The organism is Herbaspirillum sp. SJZ107, assembly GCF_006715485.1.
GTDB lineage: Bacteria > Pseudomonadota > Gammaproteobacteria > Burkholderiales > Burkholderiaceae_D > Telluria.
In genome coordinates, this window is sequence record NZ_VFNH01000001.1 from 1,087,083 (window position 1) to 1,110,595 (window position 23,513).

The window sequence follows — 23,513 nt, forward strand, 5'->3', positions numbered from 1 at the left end:
CGATCCGATGCTTGGATCCAGCGACCCTAGTGCATCGCCGAACGCAACGCCCCCGATTCGAAGTAGATGTGCTGGATCTGCGGATACACGTCCGACACCGCCTTTTCCAGGCGCGCGATCGCCCCCTCGACCTCGTCGATGCGCATGCCGCGCTTGAATTGCACGGCCGCGGTCAGCAGCACCTCGTCGGGGCCGAGCTGCATCGACATCAGCTTGCTGACGGTCTGGATGTCGGGATCGTTGTCGAAGATGGCGCGCACGCGGCGCGTGGCCTCGGGGCCGATGCTTTCGCCGACCAGCAGGCCGCCGGTCTCGCGCGCCAGCGTGAAGGCGGCGCCCACCAGCAGCAGGCCGATCAGCACCGACGCGGCCGGGTCGAAATAGGGGTTGTCGAACAGGTGGCCGAGGAAGATGCCGAGCGCCGCGATGGCAAGGCCGATCAGCGCCGCCGAATCCTCGATGAACACGGTGAACACGGATGCATCCTTGCTGGCGTGGACCGCCTGCCACAGCGAGGTGCCGGGTTTGCGCACCTTGTTCAGTTCGCGCCGCGACACGTTCCAGCTGTAGCCTTCGAACAGCGCCGAGACGCCCAGCACGACGTAGTTCCACATCGGGTCCTGCAGCGGCTCCGGGTGGCGCAGCGCCTCGATGCCGTGGTAGATGGAGAGGCCGCCGCCCAGCGAGAACACGCTCAGCGCCACGATCAGCGCCCAGAAATACAAGGTCTTGCCATAGCCGAAGGGATGCTTGGCGTCGGCCGGCTTGGCGCTGGTGTGCTCGCCGATCAGCAGCAGGAATTCGTTGCCGGTGTCGACCGCCGAGTGGATGCCTTCGGCGGCCATCGCGGCGCTGCCGGTGATGGCGGCCACCACGAACTTGGCGGCGGCGATGCCGAGGTTGGAGGCGATCGCCGCGTAAATCACTGTCTTCGAGCCGCTCTTTTCGCCGGTCTCTTCGTCCTTGCTTTCCGTCATTTTCATGCCTTGTGCTTGATATATGTGGCGGCCAGTGTAGCCAATTTGCTACGATAGCCCCTGCACGGCTGGGTGCGGCCCTAAGGAGTCTCTGGATGAGCGTACGGAACCTGCGACAACTGCTTGCGCCGAAATCGGTGGCCCTGGTCGGCGCCTCCGAGCGTCCCGGCAGCGTCGGCGCCACGGTCTGGCGCAACCTGCTGGAGGGCGGCTTCAAGGGCACGCTGTACCCGGTCAATCCGAAATACGAGACCCTCGGCGGCCACCGCGTCTGGGCCGACGTCGCTGATCTGCCGCAGGCGCCGGAGCTGGCCATTATTTGCACCCCGCCGGCCACGGTGCCCGCCATCGTGCGCGCGCTGGGCGAACTCGGCACCCGCGCCGCGGTCGTGATGACGGCCGGCCTGTCCAGCGCGCGCGACCTGCGCGGCCGCTCGCTCAAGCAGGCGATGCTGGACGCCGCCAATCCTTATCTGTTGCGCATCCTCGGTCCCAACAGCTCCGGCCTGCTGGCGCCCGGCATCGGCCTGAACGCCAGCATCGCGGCCGGCGGCGCGGCCTCCGGGCGGATCGCCTTTGTCTCCGAATCCGGCGCCATGATGACCGGGGTGCTGGACTGGGCGCGCACCCGCGGCATCGGCTTTTCCAGCTTCATGTCGCTGGGCGAGTCGGCCGACGTCGACTTCGGCGACGTGCTCGATTACCTGGCCAGCGATCCCGGCACCGGCGCCATCCTGCTGCACGTGGAGAGCCTGCGCTATGCGCGCAAGTTCATGTCGGCGGCGCGGGCGGCGGCGCGCAGCAAGCCGACGCTGATGCTGAAGGCCGGCCGCTCGATCGAATCCGCGACCGCCGCGGCCTGCCTGTCGGGCGTGCTGGCGCGCCCGGACGATGTCTACGACGCCGCGATCCGCCGCGCCGGCATGCTGCGCGCCTACACCACCGGCCAATTGTTCGCCGCGGTCGAGACGCTGGCGCGCGCCAAGCCGCTGTACGGCGAGCGCCTGGCCATCCTCGGCAATGGCGCCGGCCCGGTGCTGCTGGCCCAGGACGCGCTGCAGTACGGCGGCGGCCTGGCGGCGAGGCTGAGCGAAGACACCGTGCGCCGCCTGCGCGAGCTGGTGCCCGAATGGAGCGGCAGCGGTGAGCTCAACCTGCGCGGCGACGCCCCGCCCGAGCGCTACCGCGACGCGGTCGAGGTGCTGCTGAAGGACCCGGAAGCCAACGCCGTGCTGATCGTGCACGCGCCGAATGCCGTGGTCGATCCGGCCGACGTGGCGCGCGCGCTGGCGCCGCTGGCCAAGTCCTCGTCGCGCAACCTGCTGGCCTGCTGGCTGGGCGGGCAATCGGTGGTGGCGGCGCGCACCATCGCGGCCGAGGCCGGGATGCCGGCCTACCGCACGCCCGAGGAAGCGGTGAACGGCTTCCTGCAGATCGTCGACTACCGGCGCAACCAGACCCTGCTGATGCAAGTGCCGGTATCAAGCGGCGACGGCGAGCCGGACCGCGAACGCGCGCGCGCCCTGGTGCGCACGGCGCTTGCGCGCGGCCACTACTTGCTGTCCGACCCCGAGACCAAGGCGATCCTGGACGCCTACGGCATCCCGACCGTGCCGACGCTGTCCGCCGCCACGCCCGAGGAGGCGGTGCGGGCAGCCTCGGTGCTCGGCTTTCCGGTGGCGGTCAAGATCCTGTCGCCGGACATCGCCCAGAAATCCGACGTCGGCGGCGTCACGCTCGACCTCGACTCGCCGGAAGCGGTGCGCGCCGCTACCGAGCGCATGCGGCGCCGGCTGGCGGAGCTGCGGCCGGATGCGCGCCTGGACGGCTTCATCGTGCAGGAGATGGCCAGGAATCCCGAGGCCCACGAGCTGATCGCCGGCGCCGCCACCGACCCGGTGTTCGGGCCGGTGATCCTGTTCGGCCAGGGTGGCCTGGCGGTCGAGGTCGCGGGCGACCACGCGGTGGCGCTGCCGCCGCTGAACACGGTGCTGGCGCGCGACCTGATCGACCGCACCCGGGTGGCGCGCCAGCTGGCCGGCTACCGGAATCACCCGGCGGCCGACATGGACGCGATTGCCGCGGTGCTGGTGCAGGTGGCGCGGCTGGTGGCCGAAGTGCCGGAAATCGTCGAACTCGACATCAACCCGCTGCTGGCCGACAGCCGCGGGGCCGTGGTGCTGGATGCGCGCATGCGCATCGCCATGGCCGACCGCGCGGGCAACCCGGCCCGCAGCACGCTCGACCGCCTGGCGATCCGCCCCTATCCGGCCGAGCTGGAGGAGACCGTGGACTGGGACGGCGGGCAGATCCTGCTGCGTCCGATCCGTCCCGAGGATGGCCAGGCCCACATCGCTTTTTTCAATGCGCTGACGCCCGACGACGTGCGCTACCGCATGTTCGTGCGCGTGCGCGAGCTGCAGCCGGCCCAGCTGGCGCGCTTCACCCAGATCGACTACGACCGCGAGATGGCCTTCATCGCCACCCGTCCCAACGCCGAGGGCATCGACGAGACCCTGGCCGTGGGCCGGGTGGTGGCGGATCCGGACAACCTCAGCGCCGAATTCGCGGTCACGGTGCGCTCCGACCTGAAGGGCAAGGGGCTGGGCGTGATGCTGATGAACAAGCTGATTGCGTACTGCCGCGCACGCGGTACGCGCGAGATCGTGGGCGAGGCGTTGCCGCAGAATGCGCCGGTGATCGGGCTGGTCAAGAAGCTTGGATTCACGGTCGGGCCGGTAGACGAGGAAGAGGGCGTGCGCAAGTTCTGGCTGCACCTGCGATGATGCCCTGGAGTAACGCGTGGCCGTCGGCGAGATATTGCCAGTAAAATAACAACATTTAACCCAATTGACTTTGACTGGCATGCCCGACGCTTTCAACCCATCGCGACCGCCAGGACCGGCCCCGTCTTGATGTCGACGCTTCCGTTCATCCCCATCCTGGCCTTTTGCGGCGCCTTCCTCGCCGTGTGCATGCCGTCCGGCTCGCGCCTGCGGCCGGCGGCGGTGGCGGGCGCCGCCACGCTGGCGGCGCTGGCGCTGGCCATCGCCGAGTTCGGCCATATCCGCGCCGGCGAGGTCGTGAGCGAGCGCTTCGCCTGGCTGCCCCAATTCGGCCTCGAGATCGTCTGGCGCATGGACGGACTGGCCTGGCTGTTCACGGTCATGGTGCTCGGCATCGGCCTGCTGGTGCTGCTGTACGCGCGCTACTACATGTCGCGGCGCGACCCGGTGGCGCGCTTCTTCGCCTACATGCTGGCCTTCATGGGGGCGATGCTGGGCGTGGTCCTGTCCGGGAACCTGATCCAGCTGGTGGTGTTCTGGGAGCTGACCAGCCTGGCCTCGTTCCTGCTGATCGGTTACTGGCAGGAGCGCAACGATGCGCGCCGCGGCGCCCGCATGGCCTTCACGGTGACCACGGCCGGCGGCCTGTGCCTGCTGGCCGGGATGCTGATCCTCGGTCACATCGCCGGCAGCTACGACCTCGACGTGGTGCTGGCGGCGGCCGGGCGGATCCAGCAGGACCCGCTGTACCTGCCGGCGCTGATCCTGATCGCCCTGGGCGCGCTGACCAAGAGCGCGCAGTTCCCGTTCCACTTCTGGCTGCCGCATGCGATGGCGGCGCCGACCCCGGTCTCGAGCTACCTGCACTCGGCAACCATGGTCAAGGCCGGCATCTTCCTGCTGATGCGCCTGTGGCCGGTGCTGTCCGGGACCCCGGAATGGACCTGGATCATCGGCGGCGCCGGCGTCTGCACCATGCTGATCGGTTCCTTCTTCGCCATCTTCCAGTACGACATGAAGGGCTTGCTGGCGTATTCGACTATCAGCCACCTCGGCCTGATCACGGTGCTGCTCGGCATCGGCACGCCGCTGTCGGTGGTCGCGGCCGTGTTCCACACCATGAACCACGCGGTGTTCAAGGCCTCGCTGTTCATGGCGGTCGGCATCGTCGACCACGAGACCGGCACCCGCGACATGCGCGTCCTGCGCGGCCTGCGCCGGGCGATGCCGCGCACGGCGGCGCTGGCCATCGTCGCCAGCGCCGCCATGGCCGGGGTGCCGCTGCTGAACGGCTTCCTGTCGAAGGAGATGTTCTTTGCCGAGGCGGCGCTGGTGGGCGGCACCGAAGACTGGTCGATGGCGGTGGCGGCGACCCTGATGGGCATCTTCAGCGTGGCCTATTCGCTGCGCTTCATCAGCGTGTTCTTCGGACCGCTGGCGGCGGACATCGACCACCCGGTGCACGAGCCGCCGCGCTGGATGCGCTTCCCGGTCGAATGCCTGGTGGTGCTGTGCATCGCAGTCGGCGTGCTGCCGCAGCGCACGGTGGGCGACGTGCTGGCGGTAGCGGCCCACGCCATCCTCGGCGTGCGCATGCCCGAGTACGACCTGGCGATCTGGCACGGCCTCAACCTGCCGCTGGCGATGAGCGCCGGGGCGCTGGCCGGCGGCCTGGTCTTCTATATCTTCCTGCGCCGCCGTGCCAACCTGCGCGACCGCAGCAAGGTCCCGGTGCTGCACCGCCTGAAGGGTGCGCAAGCCTACGAGACCTGCATGCTGGCGCTGGGCGTGGCGGCCGACACCCTGATGCGCTGGACCGGCACCCGCCGCCTGCAGCCGCAGTTCCGCGCCATCGTCGCCCTGCTGGTGCTGGCGCCGCTGCTGCTGGCGGCGCCGCTGCCCGGCCTGCCGGCCTTCGTCCCGGGCGGCGTCGACCTGCCGTTCGCGGCGCTGTGGCTGATCGGCGCCGGCAGTGCGGTGGCGGCGGCGGTCAAGGCCAAATATCACCGGCTGGCCGCGCTGGCGCTGGTCGGCGGCACCGGCGTCGTTACCAGCATCACCTTCCTGTGGCTGTCGGCGCCGGACCTGGCGCTGACCCAGCTGATGGTAGAAACCGTCACCACGGTACTGATCCTGCTCGGGCTGCGCTGGCTGCCGCCGCGCGCGCGGCCGCGGGCGCTGTCGGGCCCGGCGCCCGCGAGCACCCGGTGGCGCCGCACGCGCGACCTGCTGCTGGCGGCGGCCGGCGGCCTCGGGCTGGCCGCCGTCAGCTATACCGTGCTGACCCGGCCGGCGGTCGACACCATCAGCGATTTCTATAGCCTGCGCGCGCTGCCGGAAGGCGGCGGCGCCAACGTCGTCAACGTGCTGCTGGTCGACTTCCGCGGCTTCGACACGATGGGCGAGATCACCGTGCTGGGCGCGGTCGCGCTGACCGTGTACGCGCTGCTGCGGCGCTTCCGCCCGGCGCGCGAGAGCGTCCCGATTCCTTTGCAGCAGGCCAGCGACGTCGATCCGGCCGTCCGTCAGTCGCCGGCGGGGCAGGCGAACGGAGGCTACCTGCTGGTAGCCGGCGTGTACATGCGCTTCCTGCTGCCGGTGATGGGCGTCATCGCCGTCTATTTCTTCATGCGCGGACATAACATGCCGGGCGGCGGCTTCGTCGCCGGCCTGATCTTCGCCACCGCGCTGATCGTGCAGTACATGGTGGCCGGCACCGACTGGGTCGAAGACCACCTGCGCCTGCGCCCGCACCGCTGGATCGCCTGGGGCCTCGCCACGGCGTGCGGCACCGGCCTCGGTGCCTGGCTGCTCGGCTATCCCTTCCTGACCAGCCACACGGCGCACCTGGCGCTGCCGCTGCTGGGCGAGATCCACGTGCCGAGCGCCTTCGTGTTCGACCTCGGCGTGTTCCTGGTGGTGGTCGGCGCCACCATGCTGATCCTGGTGGCGCTGGCGCACCAGTCGCTGCGCAGCCACCGGATGCCGGTCGCCGCCGCACGCGCGGCGTTGCCGTCGGCGCTGCCGCCGACCAAGGAGATCCTGTAATGGAAGCCGTCCTTTCCCTCGCGATCGGGATCGTGTTCGCCGCCGGCATCTGGCTGGTGCTGCGCCCGCGCAGCTTCCAGGTGCTGGCCGGGCTGATGCTGATGTCTTATGCCGTCAACCTGTTCATCTTCGCCATGGGCCGGCTGTGGGTCGACAAGCCGCCGTTGACACCTGCTGGTACACCGGTCGATCCGGCCGCGCTGGCCGATCCGCTGCCGCAGGCGCTGGTGCTGACCGCCATCGTGATCGGCTTCGCCACCACCGCGCTGTACCTGGTGGTAATGATCGGCGCGCGCGGCCTGACTGGTACCGACCACGTCGACGGCCGGGAGCCCGAAGCATGAGGGCGCTCGACCAGCTGATATTGGTGCCGGTGCTGCTGCCGCTGCTGTGCGGTGCCGCCCTGGCGCCGCTGACCCAGGGCTGGCACCGCCTCAAGCTGGCGCTCGGCTACCTGTCCGTGCTGGGCATGCTGGCCACCGCGCTGGTGCTGGTGGCAATGACCGACGGCGGCTACTGGCAGGGCGGCATCGGCGTCTACCTGGCGGCCAATTGGGCGGCGCCGTTCGGCATCGCGCTGGTGGCCGACCGCCTGGCGGCGATGATGCTGCTCCTGACCGCGCTGCTGGCGCTGGCCGCGCTGCTGTTCGCGCAGCAGCGCTGGGGCCGCATCGGGGTCCACTTCCACACGCTGTTCCAGTTCCTGCTGATGGGCATCAACGGCGCTTTCCTGACGCACGACCTGTTCAACCTGTTCGTGTTCTTCGAGGTGATGCTGGCTTCGTCCTACGGCTTGCTGCTGCACGGGTACAACGCCGAACGCCTGCGCGCCGGCATGCAGTACATCGCCGTCAACCTGGCGGCTTCGCTGCTGTTCCTGCTCGGGGCGGCGTTGATCTACGCCGCCACCGGCACCCTCAACATGGCCGACCTGGCGGCGCGGATCGCCCGGCTGGCCGCGCCCGAACTCGGCCTGGTGCAGATCGGCGCCAGCGTGCTGGCGCTGGCCTTCCTGATCAAGAGCGCGATGTGGCCGCTCGGCTTCTGGCTGCCGACCACCTATGCCGCCGCCTCGCCCCCGGTGGCGGCGATGCTGGTGCTGATGACCAAGGTCGGCACCTACGCCATCCTGCGCCTGTGGCTGCTGTGGTTTCCGGGCGGCTGGAGCTACGATGCGCTGCTGTGGGGTGGGGCGGCCACCATTCTGTTCGGCGCCGCCGGCATGCTCTCCACCGGCAGCGCCGGCCGCATGGCGGGCTACGGCGCGATCGTGTCCTCGGGCACGCTGCTGGCGGTGATCGGCTACGGCCAGGCTTCGCTGGTCACGGCCGGGCTGTACTACCTGGTCGGCTCGACGCTGGCGATCGCCGCCTTCCTGCTGCTGGTCGAACTGATCGAGCGTATCCGCACCCCGGGGGCGGCGATCCTGGCGGTGACGATGGAAGCCTACGCGGTCGAGGACAAGCCGGAAGAGCCGCTCGGGCAGGGTGTGCCGGCGGCGCTGGCCTTCCTGGCGCTGGCCTTCGCCGCCTGTACGCTGATGATTGCCGGCCTGCCGCCGCTGTCCGGCTTCGTCGCCAAGTTCGGCATGTTCCATGCGCTGCTGAATCCCTCCGGGGGCAACATCCCCGGCACCGCCTGGGCGCTGATGGCGCTGGTGCTGGGCTCGGGCCTGGTGGCGGTGATGGCGATGCTGCGCTTCGGCGTGCGCACCTTCTGGGCTACCAGGGCGGCGCCGCCCAGGCTGCACCGTTCCGAGGTGGTGCCGGTGGTGTTCCTGCTGGCGCTGTCCGGCTTCATGACGGTCGAGGCGGGACCGATCTTCGGCTACCTGGGCCGCGCCAGCGAAGGCATCCACCGGCCCGCCGACTACATCGAGCGCGTGCTGGGGCATCCCGCGGTGCCTTCGCCTGTTTCGGCTTCCGCCGCCGTGGAGCTGCCATGATGACACGCTGGCTGCCGTTCCCGCTGGTCTCGCTCGGCCTGTGCATCCTGTGGCTGCTGCTGAACCAGAGCATCGAGCCGGCGCACGTGCTGCTCGGCGCGCTGGTCGGCATTGCGGCGCCGCTGCTGGGCCGCAGGCTGCAACCGCTCGGCTACCCGCGCCTGCGCGCGCCGCTGCAGCTGGCGCGGCTGCTGGCGATGGCATCCGTGGAAGTGGTGCGCTCCTGCTTCAACGTCAGCCGCATCATCCTGTTTGCCGACTACGCGAAGGTGAATTCGCAGTTCATCCGGGTGCCCCTGACCATCCGCGACCCCTACGGCCTGGCGGTGCTGTCCTGCCTGATCAACATGACGCCCGGCACGGTCTGGGTCGAGATCCTGCCCGAGGGGCACGAACTGGTGCTGCACGTGTTCGACCTGCAGGACGCGCAGTGGTGGATCGACACCATCCAGACCCGCTACGAGCGGCCCCTGATCAACATTTTCGAAACGGAGGCCGCGCGTGGCGACCCTGCTTGAGCTCTCGATCAACTATGCGCTGGCCTGCGTGCTGGGTGCCATGCTGCTGTGCACCGTGCGCCTGCTGGTGGGGCCGTCGGCCCACGACCGCGTGCTGGCGCTGGATACCCTGTGGATGTGCGGCATGGTGCTGGCGCTGGTGCTCGGCATCCGCTCCGGCTCGCAGATCTTCTTCGAAGCGGCGATGCTGATCGCGCTGGTCGGCTTCGTCTCGACGGTCGCCATGACCAAGTTCCTGATGCGCGGGGAGATCATCGAATGACGACCGCTGCCGACCTGCCATCGTGGGCGGCGCTGGCCGCCGCATTGCTGCTGGCGCTCGGCGCCACCGTCGTCCTGATCGGCGCCCTCGGCCTGCTGCGCCTGCGCACCTTTTACCAGCGCATCCACGGCCCGGCGATCACGATCACGCTCGGTGCCGGCGGCGTGCTGCTGGCGTCGATGGTGGTGTTCACGGCGGCGCAATCGCGGCCGGTAGTGCACGAGGTGATCATCGGCGCCTTCCTGCTGGCGACGGCGCCGGTGGTGTCGATGCTGATCATGCGGGCGGCGGTGTACCGCGACCTGCGGGCACGCAAGGGGGAGAGCGGGGCGACCGCGGGGGAGGTGTACCGCATCGGTGGCGAGGAGTCATAACGCCTGCCCCGCCTGCATCCTGGCCGTATGCCGGTACGTTAACCGGCCGGGTTTGCGGAACCGGGTCGTGCATCGACCTTCTCGCCAGGCCTTTCTTCAAGGTCGACCCTGGTGATCGTCCCATTGTCGTGCTGCTCGAAGGTCAGGGTAAAACTTTGGTCTGCCGCCTGTAGCGTCGATGCGCCGACGCGCACCATCGCCACTTCGGGACGCCCGTCGAGCTGGGCGCGGATCTTGTACGCGCCTCCCGTTATCGTCAGCAAGCGTCCACCCGCGAATTCATACTGTCCTCGCATATCGGCAAACTGTGCGCTGGGCGTCGCTACGTCTGTTACTGGTCTCGCTTCATCGGCACTCGCCGTGATCAAAGCGCCGTACGAGGCGACAACGGCAATGCAGCACTTATACAAGTGTTCACGGTTCAAGACCTGGAACGTCATGCTCACATCCTCCTGCGTGAATTGTTGGAACGGGTTTCGACGACAATGTATCGTTAACTACTACTATGTAGCAATATAAAATTCCATCTAAGGGAAAAATATTTGCGCTGCATTGGGAGTGCCTTCTTAAGGAGGTTCCGGCAGGCGAGATCGTGCAAATGTGACGCTGCGTGGAGCGTGTCGGCCGAGCAACCGGCAACATATCGTCTTGTTTCACGTTGGTAACATGCTATGCTGAGCAGGATCGCCGGTCTTGGCCACAACAAGGCAAGTTGCCTCGGACCTGCATGTGGTGCACCTTGGAAGGCTGGCGCTGGTGTGGCGCAACGCCGCGCTTGCGTTGAATAGACCAATGGAGGACAGCTGACGATGAACCGGCAACCCTCGAGCACCTCTGCTCGCGAAACGCAATCGGCAACGGGTCCGCGTGTCCGCCGGCGCCGCCTCACGCGCGCCGTGGCCGTGCAGCGCATGCGTGCCCGGCTGCTGCGCGAAGGTTTTCCGCGCGTGCAGATGTTCATCCTGGTGTCGCTGACCGGCCTGGCAGGCTTCGGTGCCTCGGCCGGCATGCTGGCGGCCGGGATCGAAACGATGGCCTTGCGCTACCTGCTGGCGATGGGCCTTGCGTATATCGTCTTCCTGTCGCTGTTATGGCTGTGGTTGCGCACCAGCGCAGCGGACTACGTCGACCGCCTGTCGGCGGATGGATTCGAAAGCGATGGGGTTGGCGCCGGCGGCTCGGGCGGCAACGCGTCCGGCGGTCACGCTGAGCCGGTCGCAGGCGGTGGCGGCACCTTCGACGGCGGCGGCGCCAGCGCCAATGTCGACTTCGGATCGGAAGAGGGCGGCGGTTTCGAGGCGATCGTGGAAAAGCCGCTCGACGCCATCGGCCAGGCCGACGAAGGGGCGATTCCGCTCGCCGTGATCCTGCTGGCCCTGGGCATCGTCCTGTCGTCCCTGTTCGTGGTCTGGTCGGCGCCCGTGCTGTTTGCCGAGATCCTGGTGGATGCGCTGCTGGCGGCCGGCCTGTACCGGCGGCTGCGGGTGCTCGATGTGCGGCACTGGATGCGCTCGGCCGTGAGGCGCACCATCATCCCGTTCGTGCTGACGACGCTGGTTGTGACCGGCGCCGGATGGGCGATGCAGCATCACGCGCCGGAGGCGAAGTCGCTGGGCGAGGTCATCGCCCGGCGCTGAACCGATCCGGAACCGGTTATCTGCGGAAGCGCACGTCTTCCTGCACCACCTTGGCATCGCCCTGCGCCAGCTTGCCCTTTTTGGGTTTCTTCGGCTTCTTGACGATCTGCCCGGCGGCATTCGTCTGCGGCACCCGGTGCTCGGGCTCGAAGCCGTCTTCGTCCTTGCGCTGCAGGGGCTGCTTCGTCAGCATTTCGATGGCCGCCAGCTGCTGCACCTCGTCGGCGCACACCAGCGACACCGCTTCGCCAGAGGCGCCGGCGCGGCCGGTGCGGCCGGTGCGGTGGACGTAGTCCTCGGCCACGATCGGCAGGTCGACGTTGACCACCACCGGCAGCTCTTCGATGTCGAGGCCGCGCGCGGCGACGTCGGTGGCCACCAGCACCCGCACTTCACCGGCCTTGAAGCGCTCCAGCGCGCGCAGGCGTGCCGGCTGCGGCTTGTCGCCGTGGATCGAGTCGGCGTCGATGCCCCTGGCGGCCAGCAGGTCGACCAGCTGATCGACGCCCTTGCGGGTTTTTACGAAGGCCAGCACCTGGCGCCAGCCGTGTTTCTTCAGCAGGTGCAGGAACAGTTCGGGCTTGCGTTTCTTGTCGACCGGGACGATCCACTGCTTGATCGCCTTGACCGTGGTGTTGCGCGGCGACGCTTCGATGCTGACCGGATCGCGCAGCAGTCTGTCGGCGAGCGTGCGGATGGCGTCGGAGAAGGTGGCCGAGAACAGCAGGGTCTGGCGCTGCCTGGGCAGCAGGGCCAGCACCTTGTCGATGTCGCGCGAGAAGCCGAGATCCAGCATGCGGTCGGCTTCGTCCAGCACCAGGGTCTGTACCCCGTTCAGGCGCAGCGCGTTCTGGTTGACCAGGTCGAGCAGGCGGCCGGGCGTGGCCACCAGCACGTCGACGCCTTTGCGCAGGCGCATCATCTGCGGGTTGATGCTGACGCCGCCGTAGGCGACCATCGTACGCAGCGGCAGGCTGGCGCCGTAGGCCTTGAAGCTGTCGTGTACCTGCTCGGCCAGTTCGCGGGTCGGCACCAGCACCAGGCTGCGCGTGCTGTTGCTGGCCGCCTGGCCTTCGAGCACCAGGCGCTGCAGCAGGGGCAGGGCAAAGCCGGCGGTCTTGCCGGTGCCGGTCTGGGCGGCCGCCATCACGTCGCGTCCGGCCAGCACGGCAGGGATCGCCTCTGACTGGACGGCGGTGGGCGCGGTGTAGGACAGCGAGGCGAGGGTGCGGATGATCGGGTCGATCAGGCCGAGCGAGGCAAACGACATGGGCATCGGGTCTTGCGACAGGTGGAAAAGGCGACAGTGTAACCGGTCGCGCCGGGCAACAGGCATCCGGCCCGCTCACCCGGCGGGAAATATGACGGCCTGCGCGCGCCTCAAGCGGATGCGGCGGCAGGGTTGGCGACCGGTGCGGCCGTGGTCGGCTTGACCGGGTCGCGCCGGTCCTGGCAGGCACCGAGCAGCAGGCACGCCATGGCGAGCACACTCCAGCGTAGTGTCTTCATGTTCACCTCCATGGCGCCTATCCTAGCCCTGGCGGTGAAACCCCGGCGCACGGCGGACGGCGGAATAGTTGTTGCTCTGTAGCCAGAACAGTGTGTAAGTATGTGTTGCAAGGTATGGAATGCAATATTTCATTTGCTAAACTTCACACATTCTTGACGAGGTGACCCATGAAATCATTCATCTTCGGCGCGGCGCTGTGCGCCGCCGCTTTCCCGGCCCTGGCCCAGACCAATGTCAGCATCAGCGTCGGCCAGCCCGGTTTCTATGGCCAGGTGGTGATGGGCGACTTTGTGCCGCAGCCGATGCTGTACGCGCCGCAGCCGGTGATCATCGCCCCGCGTCCGCATTACGCCGCAGCGCCGATCTACCTGCGCGTGCCCCCCGGCCACCGCCACAACTGGCGCCGCTTCTGCGGGCGCTACGATGCCTGCGGCCGTCCGGTGCTGTTCGTGCGCGACGAGTGGTATACCAACACCTATGTGCCGCGCTACCGCGACTACCATCACGGCCCTCGTCACGGCTATTACGGCGGCCCGGGTCCGCGCGTGGTCGAGTATCGCGGCCATGGCGGCGGCCATGGCGGCCACTGGGAAGACCGCGGGCGCGGCTGGGACCATGACCGCGGCCACGGCGGCGGACACGGTGGTGGCCGTGGCGGTGATCACGGCGGCGGCCATGGCGGCGGTCATGGTGGTGGGCATGGCGGCGACCATGGTGGTGGCCACGGTGGCGGTCACGGCCGCTGATGCAAGGACAGCGGTGCCAACCGGTTTTCCGCACGGCGTAGTAAACTGACCCTGTCCGGCCCGGCCATCCTCGTTGTGGATGGTGGGCGTTATTTTGGGAGGTTGGTTTGCGAAGTGAAATTGTGATCGTGGGTGGTGGTGCGGGCGGGCTGGAGCTGGCCTGCAAACTGGGACGGAAACTGGGGCCGGAGAAGGTGATTCTGGTGGACAGCCGCCTATACCATGTCTGGAAACCGTCGCTGCACGAAGTGGCGGCGGGCACGCTGGACATCCACCAGGAGGGCCTGTCCTACCAGATGCTGGCCCATGACCGCGGTTTCACCTTCGTGTATGGCGAAATGACCGCGCTCGATGCGGGCGCCAAGCGCCTCACCGTGGCCCCGGTGACCTCGCCCAGCGACGGCGAGGAAGTGCTGCCCGAGCGTTCCATCGAATACGGTTCGCTGGTGATGTCGGTCGGCAGCACCTCGAATTATTTCGGCGTCCCCGGCGCCCGCGAAAACACCATTTCCCTGAATGCCACCGAGGATGCCGAGCGCTTCCGCCTGCGCCTGCTGCGCCTGCTGGCCCAGGCCGAGCGCAGCAAGGAACCGGGAGGCGACGGCCGCAGCGGGCTGGACATCGTCATCATCGGCGGCGGTGCCACCGGCGTCGAGCTGGCGGCCGAGCTGCGCGAAGCGTCCAGCGTCTATGCGGCCTACGGTTTCAAGAACCTGCAGGTTCGGCGCGACGTCCGCATCACGCTGCTGGAAGGGGCGCCGCGCATCCTGGCGCCGCTGCCGGAAAAAGTCTCGGGCGCAGCCCTGCGCCTGCTCGAGCAGCGCGCGATCCGGGTGGTGACCGATTGCCGCGTCACCGCGATCGAGAAATACCAGGTCAGCGACAGCGCCGGCCACGTGTATCCGGCCGACATGTGCGTGTGGGCGGCCGGCATCCGCGCACCCGAATTCCTCTCCGCGCTCGGCCTGCCGACCAACAAGGGCGGGCAGATCGAAGTCGACGGTCACTTGCAGGTGAAGGGTGTGCCCGGCGTGTATGCGCTGGGCGATTGCGCCGCCTGCATCGACGGCAAGGGCAAGCCGGTCCCGCCGCGCGCCCAGGCCGCGCACCAGCAGGCCGATTTCCTGGTCAAGACCTTCATGAACATGGCCAGCGGTTATCCGCCGCAAAAGAACCCCTACGTCTACCGCGACTATGGCTCGCTGGTGTCGATCGGCCACCAGACTACCGTCGGCAGCCTGATGGGTTCGCTGCACGGCTTGAGCTGGTTCGTCGAGGGCTTCATGGCGCGCATGATGTACCTGAGCCTGCACCTGCTGCACCACAAGGCGATCCTGGGCTCGGTACGGACCGGGACGATGGCACTGGCGCGCTTCCTGATTCGCAGGACGACGCCCCTGGTCAAGCTGCACTGACCGTACCCACGCTCACCGGCAGGTGAGCGTCGCCCCTGCCTTCGCAGGGGCGCGTGTTTTACGCTGTATGGGGCAGCACCAGCGTCAACGCCGTCCCACCCTCCGGCCCCGGCCGGATCGTCAGCGTCCCGCCCAGCTGGCGCGCCCGTTCGCGCAGCAGGCGCAGGCCATGGCAGTGCATCGACGCGGCGGCTGCATCGCCCGGCCCGATGCCGTTGTCGCGCACCGTCAGCATCGCCTGGTCGCCATCGTCGTCCAGGATCACGTCGACTTCGCTCGCCTGGGCATGGGCCAGCACGTTGCGCAAGCCTTCCTCGGCGGCGCGCAGCAGGGCCACGCCCTGGGGACGTGAATACTCGGGGTCTTCGTCGGGCAGGCTGGCGCGTGCCTTGATGTTGTGCGCGAGGCCCCATTCCGACACCAGTTCCGCGATCGCCGCCTTCGGCCCCAGGAACTCGAGCTTGTCGTTCCAGAGCGTGAGCTGCATCTTGCGGTTGGTTTCGATGATGTTGTTGAGCAGGGTCTTCATCTGCGTGGCGCGGTCGCGCTGCGTCTCCGGCAGATGCTGGGACAGCAGGGCCAGGTGCATGGTCAGCGCCGTCATCGAGGAACCCAGGCTGTCGTGCAGGCGGCGCGCCAGCAAGCGCCTTTCCTCATCCCAGCAAGTGGTCATGTGGCCGAGCAATTCGGCCAGTTCGGCAGCGCGGCCGGTATCGGCGCCGCCGGCGCTATCCTGGGCCGGAACGTGCGCGACGTCCTGCTCATCCTGTTGTTGTGCTGGAACTTTCATAAATGCAATCAATTTATGTTTCCATGGATGATACAACAGCTTGGCCACCGATGGCGCGCATGAAGTTGACAGTGTGTGTTGCCGTACAGTCTAGCGGGGCGTTTGGGGCGATGCTGGAGGCTCAGGCTGCTCAGCAGCCATCCAACTGAAAGGGAATATCATGACCGCGAAATCGACCCAATCCGTCAGCACCCAGGGCGGCATGCCCGGCGCCCAGGACGCCATCGCCCTGCTGACCGCCGACCACCGCGAAGTGTCGGACATGTTCGAGCAGTTCGAGAACCTGAGCGACCGCGCCAAGGCCACCAAGGCCAAGCTGACCGAAAAAATCTGTAACGCCCTGATCGCCCACACCACGATCGAAGAAGAAATCTTCTACCCGGCCGTGCGCGAAGCGGTCAAGGACGAAGACATGGTCGACGAAGCAGTGGTCGAGCACGCTTCGGCCAAGGACCTGATCCAGCAGCTGCAGGAAATGAATCCGGACGACGACCTGTACGACGCCAAGGTGAAAGTGCTGAGCGAGCAGATCGAGCACCACGTCAAGGAAGAGGAAGAGGAAATGTTCGAGAAGGCCAGGAAATCGGGCCTGGACATGATCCAGCTGGGCCAGGAGATGGCGCAGCGCAAGCAGGAGATTCTGGCTACGCTGTAAGCCTGGAATACGGGCTGAACTTATAGCCACGTCGCCCCTGCCTTCGCAGGGGCGACGTCTTTATGGGGTCGACTAACTGGCCGCGTGACCTGCCGGCTCCGCCAGCTGCTCCAGCAGCGCCTCCAGCTCCACCGGCTTCACCAGATGCAGGTCGAAGCCCGCATCCAGCACCCGCTGCTGGTCTTCGGCCAGTCCGTAGCCGGTGAGGGCGATCAGCCTGATCTCGCGCGTCTGCGGCTCGGCGCGCAGGCGGCGCGCCACTTCATAGCCGTCGATCCCGGGCAGGCCGATGTCGACCAGTGCCACGTCGGGCATCTTGTCGCCGGCGATGCGCACGCCTTCAAGGCCGTCGCGCGCCTGGAATACCGGGTAGCCGAAGGATTCGAGCATGGTTGCCATCATCTCGCGGCCATCGTCATTGTCTTCGATCAGCAGGATGGTTTGCTGGCCGCCGGTAGTGGCGCTGCCTGCAGGTTCCTCATGCATCGCCTCCGCATCCGCGCGTGGCAGGCGGATCTGGAAGGTACTGCCGCTGCTGTTGCCTTCGCTGCTGGCGCTGACCGCGCCGCCGTGCAGCTCGACCAGGCGCCGTACCAGCGATAGGCCGATCCCGAGGCCGCCCTGCGAGCGGTCGATCGAGATCGCGCCCTGGACGAACACGTCGAACACGTGCGGCAGCAGGTCGGGAGCGATGCCGACGCCCGAATCGCGCACCGTCAGCACGATGTCGCCACCCTCGGCGCCGATGCCGATGTCGATCTTGCCGCCGCTCGGCGTGTATTTCAGGGCGTTGTCGATCAGGTTGGTGGCGATCTGTTCCAGGCGCGTGGAGTCGCCATCGACCCAGCCCGGCTGCAGGTCGGTGCTGATGGTGTAGCCGGCGGTGCGCCCGGTGGCGCGGAAGGTGTCCAGGCAGGCCGCGACCAGGGTTGCCAGGTCGAGCCGCTTGCGCGACAGCAGGATCTTGCCGGACATCGCGCGCGACAAATCGAGCAGGTCGTCGACGATGCGCGACAGGTGCTGGGTCTGGCGCTGGATGATCATGCGCGCCCGGCCGCTCGATTCGGCGCCGACGCCGGGCATGCCCAGCAGCGACGAGGCGCTGCTGATGGCCGACAGCGGATTGCGCAGCTCGTGGCCCAGCATTGCCAGGAATTCGTCCTTGGCGCTGCTCTTGGCTTCGGCGGCGCGCCGTTCTTCCATCTCGCGCACCAGGCGTTTATTGGTGGCGGTCAGCTCGGTGGTGCGCTGTGACAGTTTTTCGGCCTGTCGCTTGAGCTGCTCGTTCTTCATGGCCAGCGCCACGAACACCTGCACCTTGGCGCGCAGCACCTGCGGTATGACCGGGGTGAACATGAAGTCGGCGGCGCCGCGCTGGTACGCCTTGAGGCGGTCGATTTCATCGGCCAGGAAGGCGGTGACGAAGATGATCGGAATGTCGGCCGAGCGCGGCCGCTGGTGGATCGCTTCGGCGGTCTCGAAGCCGTCCATGCCGGGCATGTTGACGTCCAGCAGGATCACTGCGAAATCGTTCCGCAGGACCTGGCGCAAGGCGTCCTGGCCCGACCTCGCCGACAACACTTCGTAATTGCTTTCGTCCGCCCATTGTTCGAGCAGGCTGGTCAGTGCCAACAAGCTGGCGGGATCGTCGTTGACGACGAGAATCTTCGGTTTGTCGGAGTGAGACACGGCTTATGTACTGGGCTACAGGACAGGTTTCGCAAACCCCGGAGAATAACAGAGCTTGCAGTCGCGAAAAATTTTTTCACAAGAAGTGTTGCAATTGATCATGATAACACGATGTCAAGACGCAAAAGTTCAATCGTGCGCAGGCTCCCCGGGCCATGGTTCGGTGCCGCACATACGTGCCGCATGCCCTTGTGCGATATTGGCAACGTGTCTGATTCAACCGTGTTTATGGACGGACAGGCGCCAACTTGAAAGGACAGACATGAATATTCAAATCATCGTAAACGACACCCATCACGACAAATGCTTCCGAGAGCTCGTCAGCGAGCCGGTCACCGCGCTGCGCGGCGTCACCCCGCAACAGGCGCAGGCCCTGCGCGATGCCTTCGGCATCACCAGCATCGGCGACCTGGCTGAACTCAAGGTCGTCAAGTGGGCCCGCGCCATCCGCACCATGGCCAGCGCCGAAGCCGAACCGGCTGAATCGGTTGCCAAGGAAACCCTGCTCGACGAGGCAGTCGAAATGACCTTCCCGGCAAGCGATCCCTTGTCCGTGGACTCCGGCATCACCCGCATCGAAGTGGCGCCGGAAAAAGTCGATGCCAGCACCGACCACCAGCATGCCACGGCAATCGAAGCGCACAATGAAGAAACCATTGGCGCCCGCGCCCTTGGACCGGGCGGCGAGCGCAAGGCCGGCGAAGCCTGATTCCGCGCGTTGCATCCCGACGGGCGCAGCCCGCATTGGCTGCGCCCGTTTTGCTTGCCGCTGTCAAGCAGGCTTATCTTAATATAGCCCGTTTCCGGCGCTGCCTGGCAAAACATTTCCTTACATTGCTCCCATAAAAATGCCCACTCAAAGTGGGCATTTTTGCATAGTCGGGCCGAACGCCAACCGGGTCAGCGATGCTGGGCCAGCTCCGCCGGCGCCACCGTCGACGGCGTCGGCAGGGGCGGCTTGACTGCCTGGGCGGCCTGGCGCGCAGCGCTGCCGTTGGCGCAGAAGCGGTTCTTGCCGGCGCGCTTGGCTTCGTACAGTGCGTAATCCGCAATGCTGATCAGCTCGGATACCGTTTCGGCATCGTCCGGGTACATGCTGATGCCGATACTGGTCGACAGCTGCAGCGTCAGGTCGTTGATGAAGTAGGGCTCGGACAAGGCCTCGACCAGCTTGGCGGCCGGTCCCTGCGCATCGGCCAGGCTGTGCACATCGCCGAGCACGACCATGAATTCATCGCCGCCCAGACGCGATACCGTGTCTTCCTTGCGCGAATTGGCCAGCAGGCGCTGCGACACCAGTTTCAGGATCTCGTCGCCATAAGCGTGGCCATAGGTATCGTTGATGGCCTTGAACCCGTCCAGGTCCAGGTACATCACCGCTGCCTTGTGGTGGTTGCGGTTGGCGTGCTGCAGCGCGGTTTCGATGCGGTCTTCCAGCAGGCGGCGGTTCGGCAGGCCGGTGAGGGCGTCATGCAGTGCCAGTTCCTGCTGGGCGCGGCTGTACTGGGCGAGCTCTTTATACAGCAGGCGCACTTCGAGCATGTTATGGATGCGCTTGTGCACTTCCAGCAAGTCAAACGGCTTGCTGATGAAATCGCGCGCACCGGCTTCGAGTGCGGCGATCTTGAAACTGGGCTGGGCGGTCAGGGCCAGAACGGGCAGGTAACCACCCTGTTCAATTTCCTTCAGACCCTTCATGACCTGGAACCCGTTCAGGCCCGGCATCTGCAGGTCCAGCAGGATCAGGTCGTAATTATGCTCCCGGTGCAGCGGACAGACCTGTTCCGGCAGCATCGTGGAACTTACGTCGGCGTAGCCTTCCTCCCGCAATATCTCTTCCATCAATTCGATATTGTCCGGCGAATCGTCCACCACCAGGATTTTGGCGTTTAAAATGTCTTGTCGGCTCGGCATGCGTACTCTCGTGAAATCAAGGTCGGCATCGTTCAATATCTTACATCGATGCCAACTCAGCGCAACATAAGTAGTCTAGCAAATCACCAAGAATTTCTTGTAGGACAGCATCTCGTGCGGGGGTAGGAGCAGCAGGCTAGCTTCAGCGCATGCTGTTCCGTCCCATCGCCGGCGAGGCCGGACGGTTGACCATCGGCGCTGCCGGACCCACGACCGACGCCACCGTCGCAATCAGTTCGCTCGGTTCCACCGGTTTCGAAATATGCGCCGAGAACCCCGACTCCAGCGCGCGCAGCCGGTCTTCCGAACGCGCAAAGGCCGTCAGCGCGATCGCCGGCACCTGGCTGCCCTGGGCGCGCGGCAGCTGCCGCACCCAGTCCAGCAATTCGAAACCGTCGACTTCGGGCATGCCGAGGTCGCTGATCAGCAATTGCGGCGGCGCTTCGGTGAACAGGGCGATGGCATCGCGCGCACTGGCGGCAATGCGCACGGTGGCGCCGCAATCGTTCAGGATCCGCTTGATCAGTTCGCGTGCATCGCGGTCGTCGTCGACCACCAGCGCATCGACGCCGCTCAGGTCGAGCACCGTCATTTCCGGCGTGCTCGGCGTCGGCAGGATCATCGCGGCGCGCGCCGAGCGCGGGGCAGGGGCCTGCTGCTTGGCCAGCGGCAGTTCGATGGTGAAGCTGGCGCCCTGGCCTTCGCCGCCGCTCTCCGCGCGTACGGTGCCGCCATGTTGCTCGATCAATTGCTTGACGATGGCCAGGCCGAGGCCGAGGCCGCCGTGGCGGCGCGTCATCGAGGCATCCGCCTGGCGGAAGCGCTCGAACACGTGGGTGATGAATTCGGGCTTGATGCCGGCACCGTTGTCGCGCACGGTGATCAGGACGCTGGTGTCGCTGCGGCTGAGGTCGATGTCGACCTGGCCGTCGCGCGGCGTGAACTTGATCGCGTTGGACAGCAGGTTCCATACCACCTGCTGCAGGCGCGCCGGGTCGCCGGCCACCATGCCGGGTTCCATGGCGTAGTGCTTCTCGATGCGGATGTTCTTGGCATCGGCAGCCGGGCGCACGGTTTCCACGGCGGCGTCGATGAAGCCGGCCGGTGCCACCGTCTGCATGTCGAGCAGCACCTTGCCGGAGGTAATGCGGCTCATGTCGAGCAGGTCTTCGATCAGCTGGGCCTGGGAACGCGCATTGCGCTCGATGGTCTGGAGGCCGCGCTGCAGGTCGTTCTGGTCGCGGCTGCCACGGCGCAGCACCTGGGCCCAGCCCAGGATCGCCGACAGCGGCGTGCGCAGCTCGTGCGACAGCGTGGCCAGGAATTCATCCTTCATGTTGCTGACGCGTTCGGCCTCGGCGCGTGCCAGGCGTTCGTTTTCCAGCAGTACCTTGCGCTCTTCGGCGGCGCGCTGGGCCGCTTCGTACAGGCGCGCATTGTCGATCGCGACGGCGGCCTGGGCCGCGATGCCGCGCACGATGCGTTCGGTGCGCTCGCTGAACACGCCCGGCTCGGGGTGGCCGAAGAACATGGTGCCGAGCGCTTCGCCGGAATGGGCGACGACCGGCACCGCCAGGTAGCTGCGCAGCGGCGGATGGGCGTTCGGCAACGACTGGAAGCGGGCGTCGAACAGGATGTCGTCGGACCGGACTACACCCTGGCCGGCGATGCCGGGCGTGAACAGGCCGCTGGTGCCGGGTTCGCCGAAGGCCTCGAATTCGGCCGGGCTGGCGCTGGACACCGTGAACAGCGAGAACAGGTTGCCGCTGCTGCCATGTTCCTGGGGGTGGTACAGGAAGGCGCCGTGGCGCGCGCCGGCAATGTGGGTGGCGGCATCGGTGACCGCCTGCAGCAGCGAGCGCAGGTCGCGCGTCGAGGCCAGCGTGGTGCCGGTGCTGTTGAGCAGCTCGAGCACGTGCGATTCGTCGCGCAGCGCCTGCTCGGCGCGCTTGACCTGGTCGACGTCGGTGTTGGTGCCGAACCAGCGCACCACGTGGCCGTCGCGGTCGCGCACCGCGTTGCCGCGGGTCAGGAACCAGCGGTACTTGCCGTCGACGCCGCGGATCGGGAATTCCATCTCGAACGGCTCGCCGGACTTCAGTGAGGCGCTCCAGCGCTCCATCACGGCCGGCAGCACGCTCGGCTCGCAGGTCTCTTGCCAGCCCCAGCCGACTACCTGGTCGGGCGTGGTGCCGGTGTAGTCGAACCAGCGCTCGTTGAACCAGACCATGGCGCCGTCGGCCTGCGCCATCCAGGCCAGCTGCGGAATCGTGTTGGCCAGTGCGCGCAGCACTTCCTCGCTCTGGCGCAGCGTGTCTTCGGCGCCGCGGCGGGCGCTGATGTCCTGCACCACGCCGGTCATGCCGAGCAGGCCCTGGCGCCGGGCCGGGTCGGCATAGTGGGCGCGTCCGACCAGCGCCACCCAGCGCGCCTGGCCGGCGGCATCGAGCAGGCGGCATTCGAGTTCGAGGTCGCCGCCGCTGGCGAAGGCATGCGAGACCGCGCGGCGCACGCCTTCGCGTTCCTGCGGTTCGAGGCGGGCTCGCAGCTCGCTCCACAGCAGCGGCGTGTCCGCCGTCAGGCCGAGGATGGCGGCGGCGCGCTCGCCCAGCAGCACGCGGTCGCTGGCGGCGTCCCAGCGCCAGTCGCCCAGGCCGCCGGCGGCCAGTGCCACCTGCAGGCGGTTATTGCCCAGCTGCAGGGCTTGCTGGTCGGCCTTGCGCCGGTTGATGTCCTGGAAGTACAGGGTCAGGCCGTCGGGCGTCGGATGGGCGCGCACTTCGAACCAGCGCTTCAGCGCCGGGTAGAAGAATTCCTGGATCGCACTCGCGCGCGTGGCCATCGCCTGGCGGTAGACGCCTTCGAGCTGGCTGCCGCGCAATTCGGGGAAGGCATCCCAGAGCGAACTGCCGACCAAACTGGTGCGGGTTCTCTGCAGCGGTGCCAGCATTTCCAGTGCACGCCCGTTGATATAAGTGATGCGCCACTCGTGGTCGACTGCACAGAAGCCGTCGCTCAGGCTCTCGAGCATGTTTTCCATGCGCTCGGTGGCGCGGTGCAGCGCCGCGCGCGTGGCAAGCAATTCCTGCGCCGCGCCGTCGAGGTCCTCGTGCTCCTTGCTCACGGCGCCCCCTTCAGCAAGTGAAAGGTGCGAGCCGGTGCGCCGGGCGGGCAGACGCGGCCGACGGGCTCGGAGGGAAGGGAGGTAATACCGGTAAGCTCAGTCTGGATCATTGTTAGTGGCCCT

20 protein-coding genes are annotated in these 23,513 nt (G+C 67.2%); 12 read left to right on the forward strand and 8 right to left on the reverse strand.

Going from position 1 to position 23,513, the window contains the following annotated elements:
- Positions 1–26 precede the first annotated feature (26 nt).
- On the reverse strand, positions 27–983 hold the full coding sequence (locus tag FBX97_RS04945; RefSeq protein WP_141829176.1) for a cation diffusion facilitator family transporter: 957 nt from the start codon (positions 981–983) through the stop codon (positions 27–29).
- 89 nt (positions 984–1,072) lie between these two features.
- Here FBX97_RS04945 and FBX97_RS04950 point away from each other — a divergent pair, with 89 nt between their 5' ends.
- The 7 genes from FBX97_RS04950 (at position 1,073) to mnhG (ending at position 9,910) form a co-directional block, all read left to right on the forward strand.
- The gene (locus tag FBX97_RS04950; protein ID WP_141829177.1) at positions 1,073–3,763 is read left to right on the forward strand and encodes a GNAT family N-acetyltransferase; all 2,691 of its coding nucleotides are present in this window, start codon (positions 1,073–1,075) and stop codon (positions 3,761–3,763) included.
- A 129-nt stretch (positions 3,764–3,892) separates the two neighbouring features.
- Positions 3,893–6,811, forward strand: a complete 2,919-nt coding sequence (locus FBX97_RS04955; protein WP_141829179.1) for a monovalent cation/H+ antiporter subunit A — start codon at positions 3,893–3,895, stop codon at positions 6,809–6,811.
- Positions 6,811–7,155, forward strand: a complete 345-nt coding sequence (locus FBX97_RS04960) for a Na+/H+ antiporter subunit C (protein WP_141829181.1) — start codon at positions 6,811–6,813, stop codon at positions 7,153–7,155. Before FBX97_RS04955 ends, FBX97_RS04960 begins: the two co-directional genes overlap by 1 nt.
- Entirely contained in the window at positions 7,152–8,756 is a 1,605-nt protein-coding gene (locus tag FBX97_RS04965; RefSeq protein WP_141829183.1) for a monovalent cation/H+ antiporter subunit D, read from the forward strand. Before FBX97_RS04960 ends, FBX97_RS04965 begins: the two co-directional genes overlap by 4 nt.
- Positions 8,753–9,274 carry a Na+/H+ antiporter subunit E gene (locus FBX97_RS04970; RefSeq protein ID WP_255517297.1) on the forward strand — a complete coding sequence of 174 codons (522 nt, stop codon included), beginning with the start codon at positions 8,753–8,755 and terminating at the stop codon, positions 9,272–9,274. Before FBX97_RS04965 ends, FBX97_RS04970 begins: the two co-directional genes overlap by 4 nt.
- A complete protein-coding gene (locus FBX97_RS04975; RefSeq protein WP_141829185.1) occupies positions 9,258–9,536 on the forward strand; it encodes a K+/H+ antiporter subunit F in 279 nt (92 codons plus the stop codon). The genes FBX97_RS04970 and FBX97_RS04975 overlap by 17 nt, the downstream gene beginning before the upstream one ends.
- A complete protein-coding gene (gene mnhG / locus FBX97_RS04980) occupies positions 9,533–9,910 on the forward strand; it encodes a monovalent cation/H(+) antiporter subunit G (RefSeq protein ID WP_141829187.1) in 378 nt (125 codons plus the stop codon). The genes FBX97_RS04975 and mnhG overlap by 4 nt, the downstream gene beginning before the upstream one ends.
- Before the next feature lie 38 nt (positions 9,911–9,948).
- On the opposite strand, the gene FBX97_RS04985 is transcribed toward mnhG, so the two are convergent.
- Positions 9,949–10,350, reverse strand: a complete 402-nt coding sequence (locus tag FBX97_RS04985; protein ID WP_141829189.1) for a hypothetical protein — start codon at positions 10,348–10,350, stop codon at positions 9,949–9,951.
- A 369-nt stretch (positions 10,351–10,719) separates the two neighbouring features.
- Between FBX97_RS04985 and FBX97_RS04990 the strand changes: the two genes are divergently transcribed.
- Positions 10,720–11,547, forward strand: a complete 828-nt coding sequence (locus tag FBX97_RS04990) for a hypothetical protein (protein ID WP_255517298.1) — start codon at positions 10,720–10,722, stop codon at positions 11,545–11,547.
- 16 nt (positions 11,548–11,563) lie between these two features.
- Here the strand turns inward: FBX97_RS04990 and FBX97_RS04995 are convergent, their stop codons facing one another.
- Complete coding sequence (locus FBX97_RS04995) at positions 11,564–12,817, reverse strand: DEAD/DEAH box helicase (RefSeq protein ID WP_141830911.1); 1,254 nt, start codon at positions 12,815–12,817, stop codon at positions 11,564–11,566.
- A 110-nt stretch (positions 12,818–12,927) separates the two neighbouring features.
- Complete coding sequence (locus FBX97_RS29955) at positions 12,928–13,056, reverse strand: hypothetical protein (protein WP_255517299.1); 129 nt, start codon at positions 13,054–13,056, stop codon at positions 12,928–12,930.
- A 168-nt stretch (positions 13,057–13,224) separates the two neighbouring features.
- On the opposite strand from FBX97_RS29955, the gene FBX97_RS05000 reads away from it, so the two are divergent.
- Both FBX97_RS05000 and FBX97_RS05005 read left to right on the forward strand, forming a co-directional pair.
- The gene (locus FBX97_RS05000) at positions 13,225–13,803 is read left to right on the forward strand and encodes a hypothetical protein (protein WP_141829191.1); all 579 of its coding nucleotides are present in this window, start codon (positions 13,225–13,227) and stop codon (positions 13,801–13,803) included.
- A 107-nt stretch (positions 13,804–13,910) separates the two neighbouring features.
- Entirely contained in the window at positions 13,911–15,218 is a 1,308-nt protein-coding gene (locus tag FBX97_RS05005; protein ID WP_141829193.1) for an NAD(P)/FAD-dependent oxidoreductase, read from the forward strand.
- 58 nt (positions 15,219–15,276) lie between these two features.
- On the opposite strand, the gene FBX97_RS05010 is transcribed toward FBX97_RS05005, so the two are convergent.
- Complete coding sequence (locus FBX97_RS05010; RefSeq protein ID WP_141829195.1) at positions 15,277–16,008, reverse strand: sensor histidine kinase; 732 nt, start codon at positions 16,006–16,008, stop codon at positions 15,277–15,279.
- Positions 16,009–16,168: 160 nt separating this feature from the next.
- Between FBX97_RS05010 and FBX97_RS05015 the strand changes: the two genes are divergently transcribed.
- Positions 16,169–16,663, forward strand: a complete 495-nt coding sequence (locus tag FBX97_RS05015) for a hemerythrin domain-containing protein (RefSeq protein ID WP_141829196.1) — start codon at positions 16,169–16,171, stop codon at positions 16,661–16,663.
- 72 nt (positions 16,664–16,735) lie between these two features.
- Here the strand turns inward: FBX97_RS05015 and FBX97_RS05020 are convergent, their stop codons facing one another.
- A complete protein-coding gene (locus FBX97_RS05020; protein ID WP_141829198.1) occupies positions 16,736–18,352 on the reverse strand; it encodes a response regulator in 1,617 nt (538 codons plus the stop codon).
- A gap of 262 nt (positions 18,353–18,614) precedes the next feature.
- Here FBX97_RS05020 and FBX97_RS05025 point away from each other — a divergent pair, with 262 nt between their 5' ends.
- Positions 18,615–19,061, forward strand: a complete 447-nt coding sequence (locus FBX97_RS05025) for a hypothetical protein (RefSeq protein ID WP_255517300.1) — start codon at positions 18,615–18,617, stop codon at positions 19,059–19,061.
- A 191-nt stretch (positions 19,062–19,252) separates the two neighbouring features.
- Here FBX97_RS05025 and FBX97_RS05030 read toward each other — a convergent pair whose 3' ends face one another.
- A complete protein-coding gene (locus FBX97_RS05030; protein WP_141829200.1) occupies positions 19,253–20,266 on the reverse strand; it encodes a diguanylate cyclase domain-containing protein in 1,014 nt (337 codons plus the stop codon).
- 142 nt (positions 20,267–20,408) lie between these two features.
- Positions 20,409–23,390, reverse strand: a complete 2,982-nt coding sequence (locus FBX97_RS05035) for an ATP-binding protein (RefSeq protein ID WP_255517301.1) — start codon at positions 23,388–23,390, stop codon at positions 20,409–20,411.
- Between the last annotated feature and the right edge of the window lie 123 nt (positions 23,391–23,513).

What these genes read in the sequence shown, in the direction of transcription:
- FBX97_RS04945 (WP_141829176.1), bottom strand. Translation starts at nt 983, where the DNA reads ATGAAAATGACGGAAAGCAAGGACGAAGAGACCGGCGAAAAGAGCGGC.
- FBX97_RS04950 (WP_141829177.1), top strand. Translation starts at nt 1,073, where the DNA reads ATGAGCGTACGGAACCTGCGACAACTGCTTGCGCCGAAATCGGTGGCC.
- FBX97_RS04955 (WP_141829179.1), top strand. Translation starts at nt 3,893, where the DNA reads ATGTCGACGCTTCCGTTCATCCCCATCCTGGCCTTTTGCGGCGCCTTC.
- FBX97_RS04960 (WP_141829181.1), top strand. Translation starts at nt 6,811, where the DNA reads ATGGAAGCCGTCCTTTCCCTCGCGATCGGGATCGTGTTCGCCGCCGGC.
- FBX97_RS04965 (WP_141829183.1), top strand. Translation starts at nt 7,152, where the DNA reads ATGAGGGCGCTCGACCAGCTGATATTGGTGCCGGTGCTGCTGCCGCTG.
- FBX97_RS04970 (WP_255517297.1), top strand. Translation starts at nt 8,753, where the DNA reads ATGATGACACGCTGGCTGCCGTTCCCGCTGGTCTCGCTCGGCCTGTGC.
- mnhG (WP_141829187.1), top strand. Translation starts at nt 9,533, where the DNA reads ATGACGACCGCTGCCGACCTGCCATCGTGGGCGGCGCTGGCCGCCGCA.
- FBX97_RS04985 (WP_141829189.1), bottom strand. Translation starts at nt 10,350, where the DNA reads ATGACGTTCCAGGTCTTGAACCGTGAACACTTGTATAAGTGCTGCATT.
- FBX97_RS04990 (WP_255517298.1), top strand. Translation starts at nt 10,720, where the DNA reads ATGAACCGGCAACCCTCGAGCACCTCTGCTCGCGAAACGCAATCGGCA.
- FBX97_RS04995 (WP_141830911.1), bottom strand. Translation starts at nt 12,817, where the DNA reads ATGTCGTTTGCCTCGCTCGGCCTGATCGACCCGATCATCCGCACCCTC.
- FBX97_RS29955 (WP_255517299.1), bottom strand. Translation starts at nt 13,056, where the DNA reads ATGAAGACACTACGCTGGAGTGTGCTCGCCATGGCGTGCCTGCTGCTC.
- FBX97_RS05000 (WP_141829191.1), top strand. Translation starts at nt 13,225, where the DNA reads ATGAAATCATTCATCTTCGGCGCGGCGCTGTGCGCCGCCGCTTTCCCG.
- FBX97_RS05010 (WP_141829195.1), bottom strand. Translation starts at nt 16,008, where the DNA reads ATGAAAGTTCCAGCACAACAACAGGATGAGCAGGACGTCGCGCACGTT.
- FBX97_RS05015 (WP_141829196.1), top strand. Translation starts at nt 16,169, where the DNA reads ATGACCGCGAAATCGACCCAATCCGTCAGCACCCAGGGCGGCATGCCC.
- FBX97_RS05025 (WP_255517300.1), top strand. Translation starts at nt 18,615, where the DNA reads ATGAATATTCAAATCATCGTAAACGACACCCATCACGACAAATGCTTC.
- FBX97_RS05030 (WP_141829200.1), bottom strand. Translation starts at nt 20,266, where the DNA reads ATGCCGAGCCGACAAGACATTTTAAACGCCAAAATCCTGGTGGTGGAC.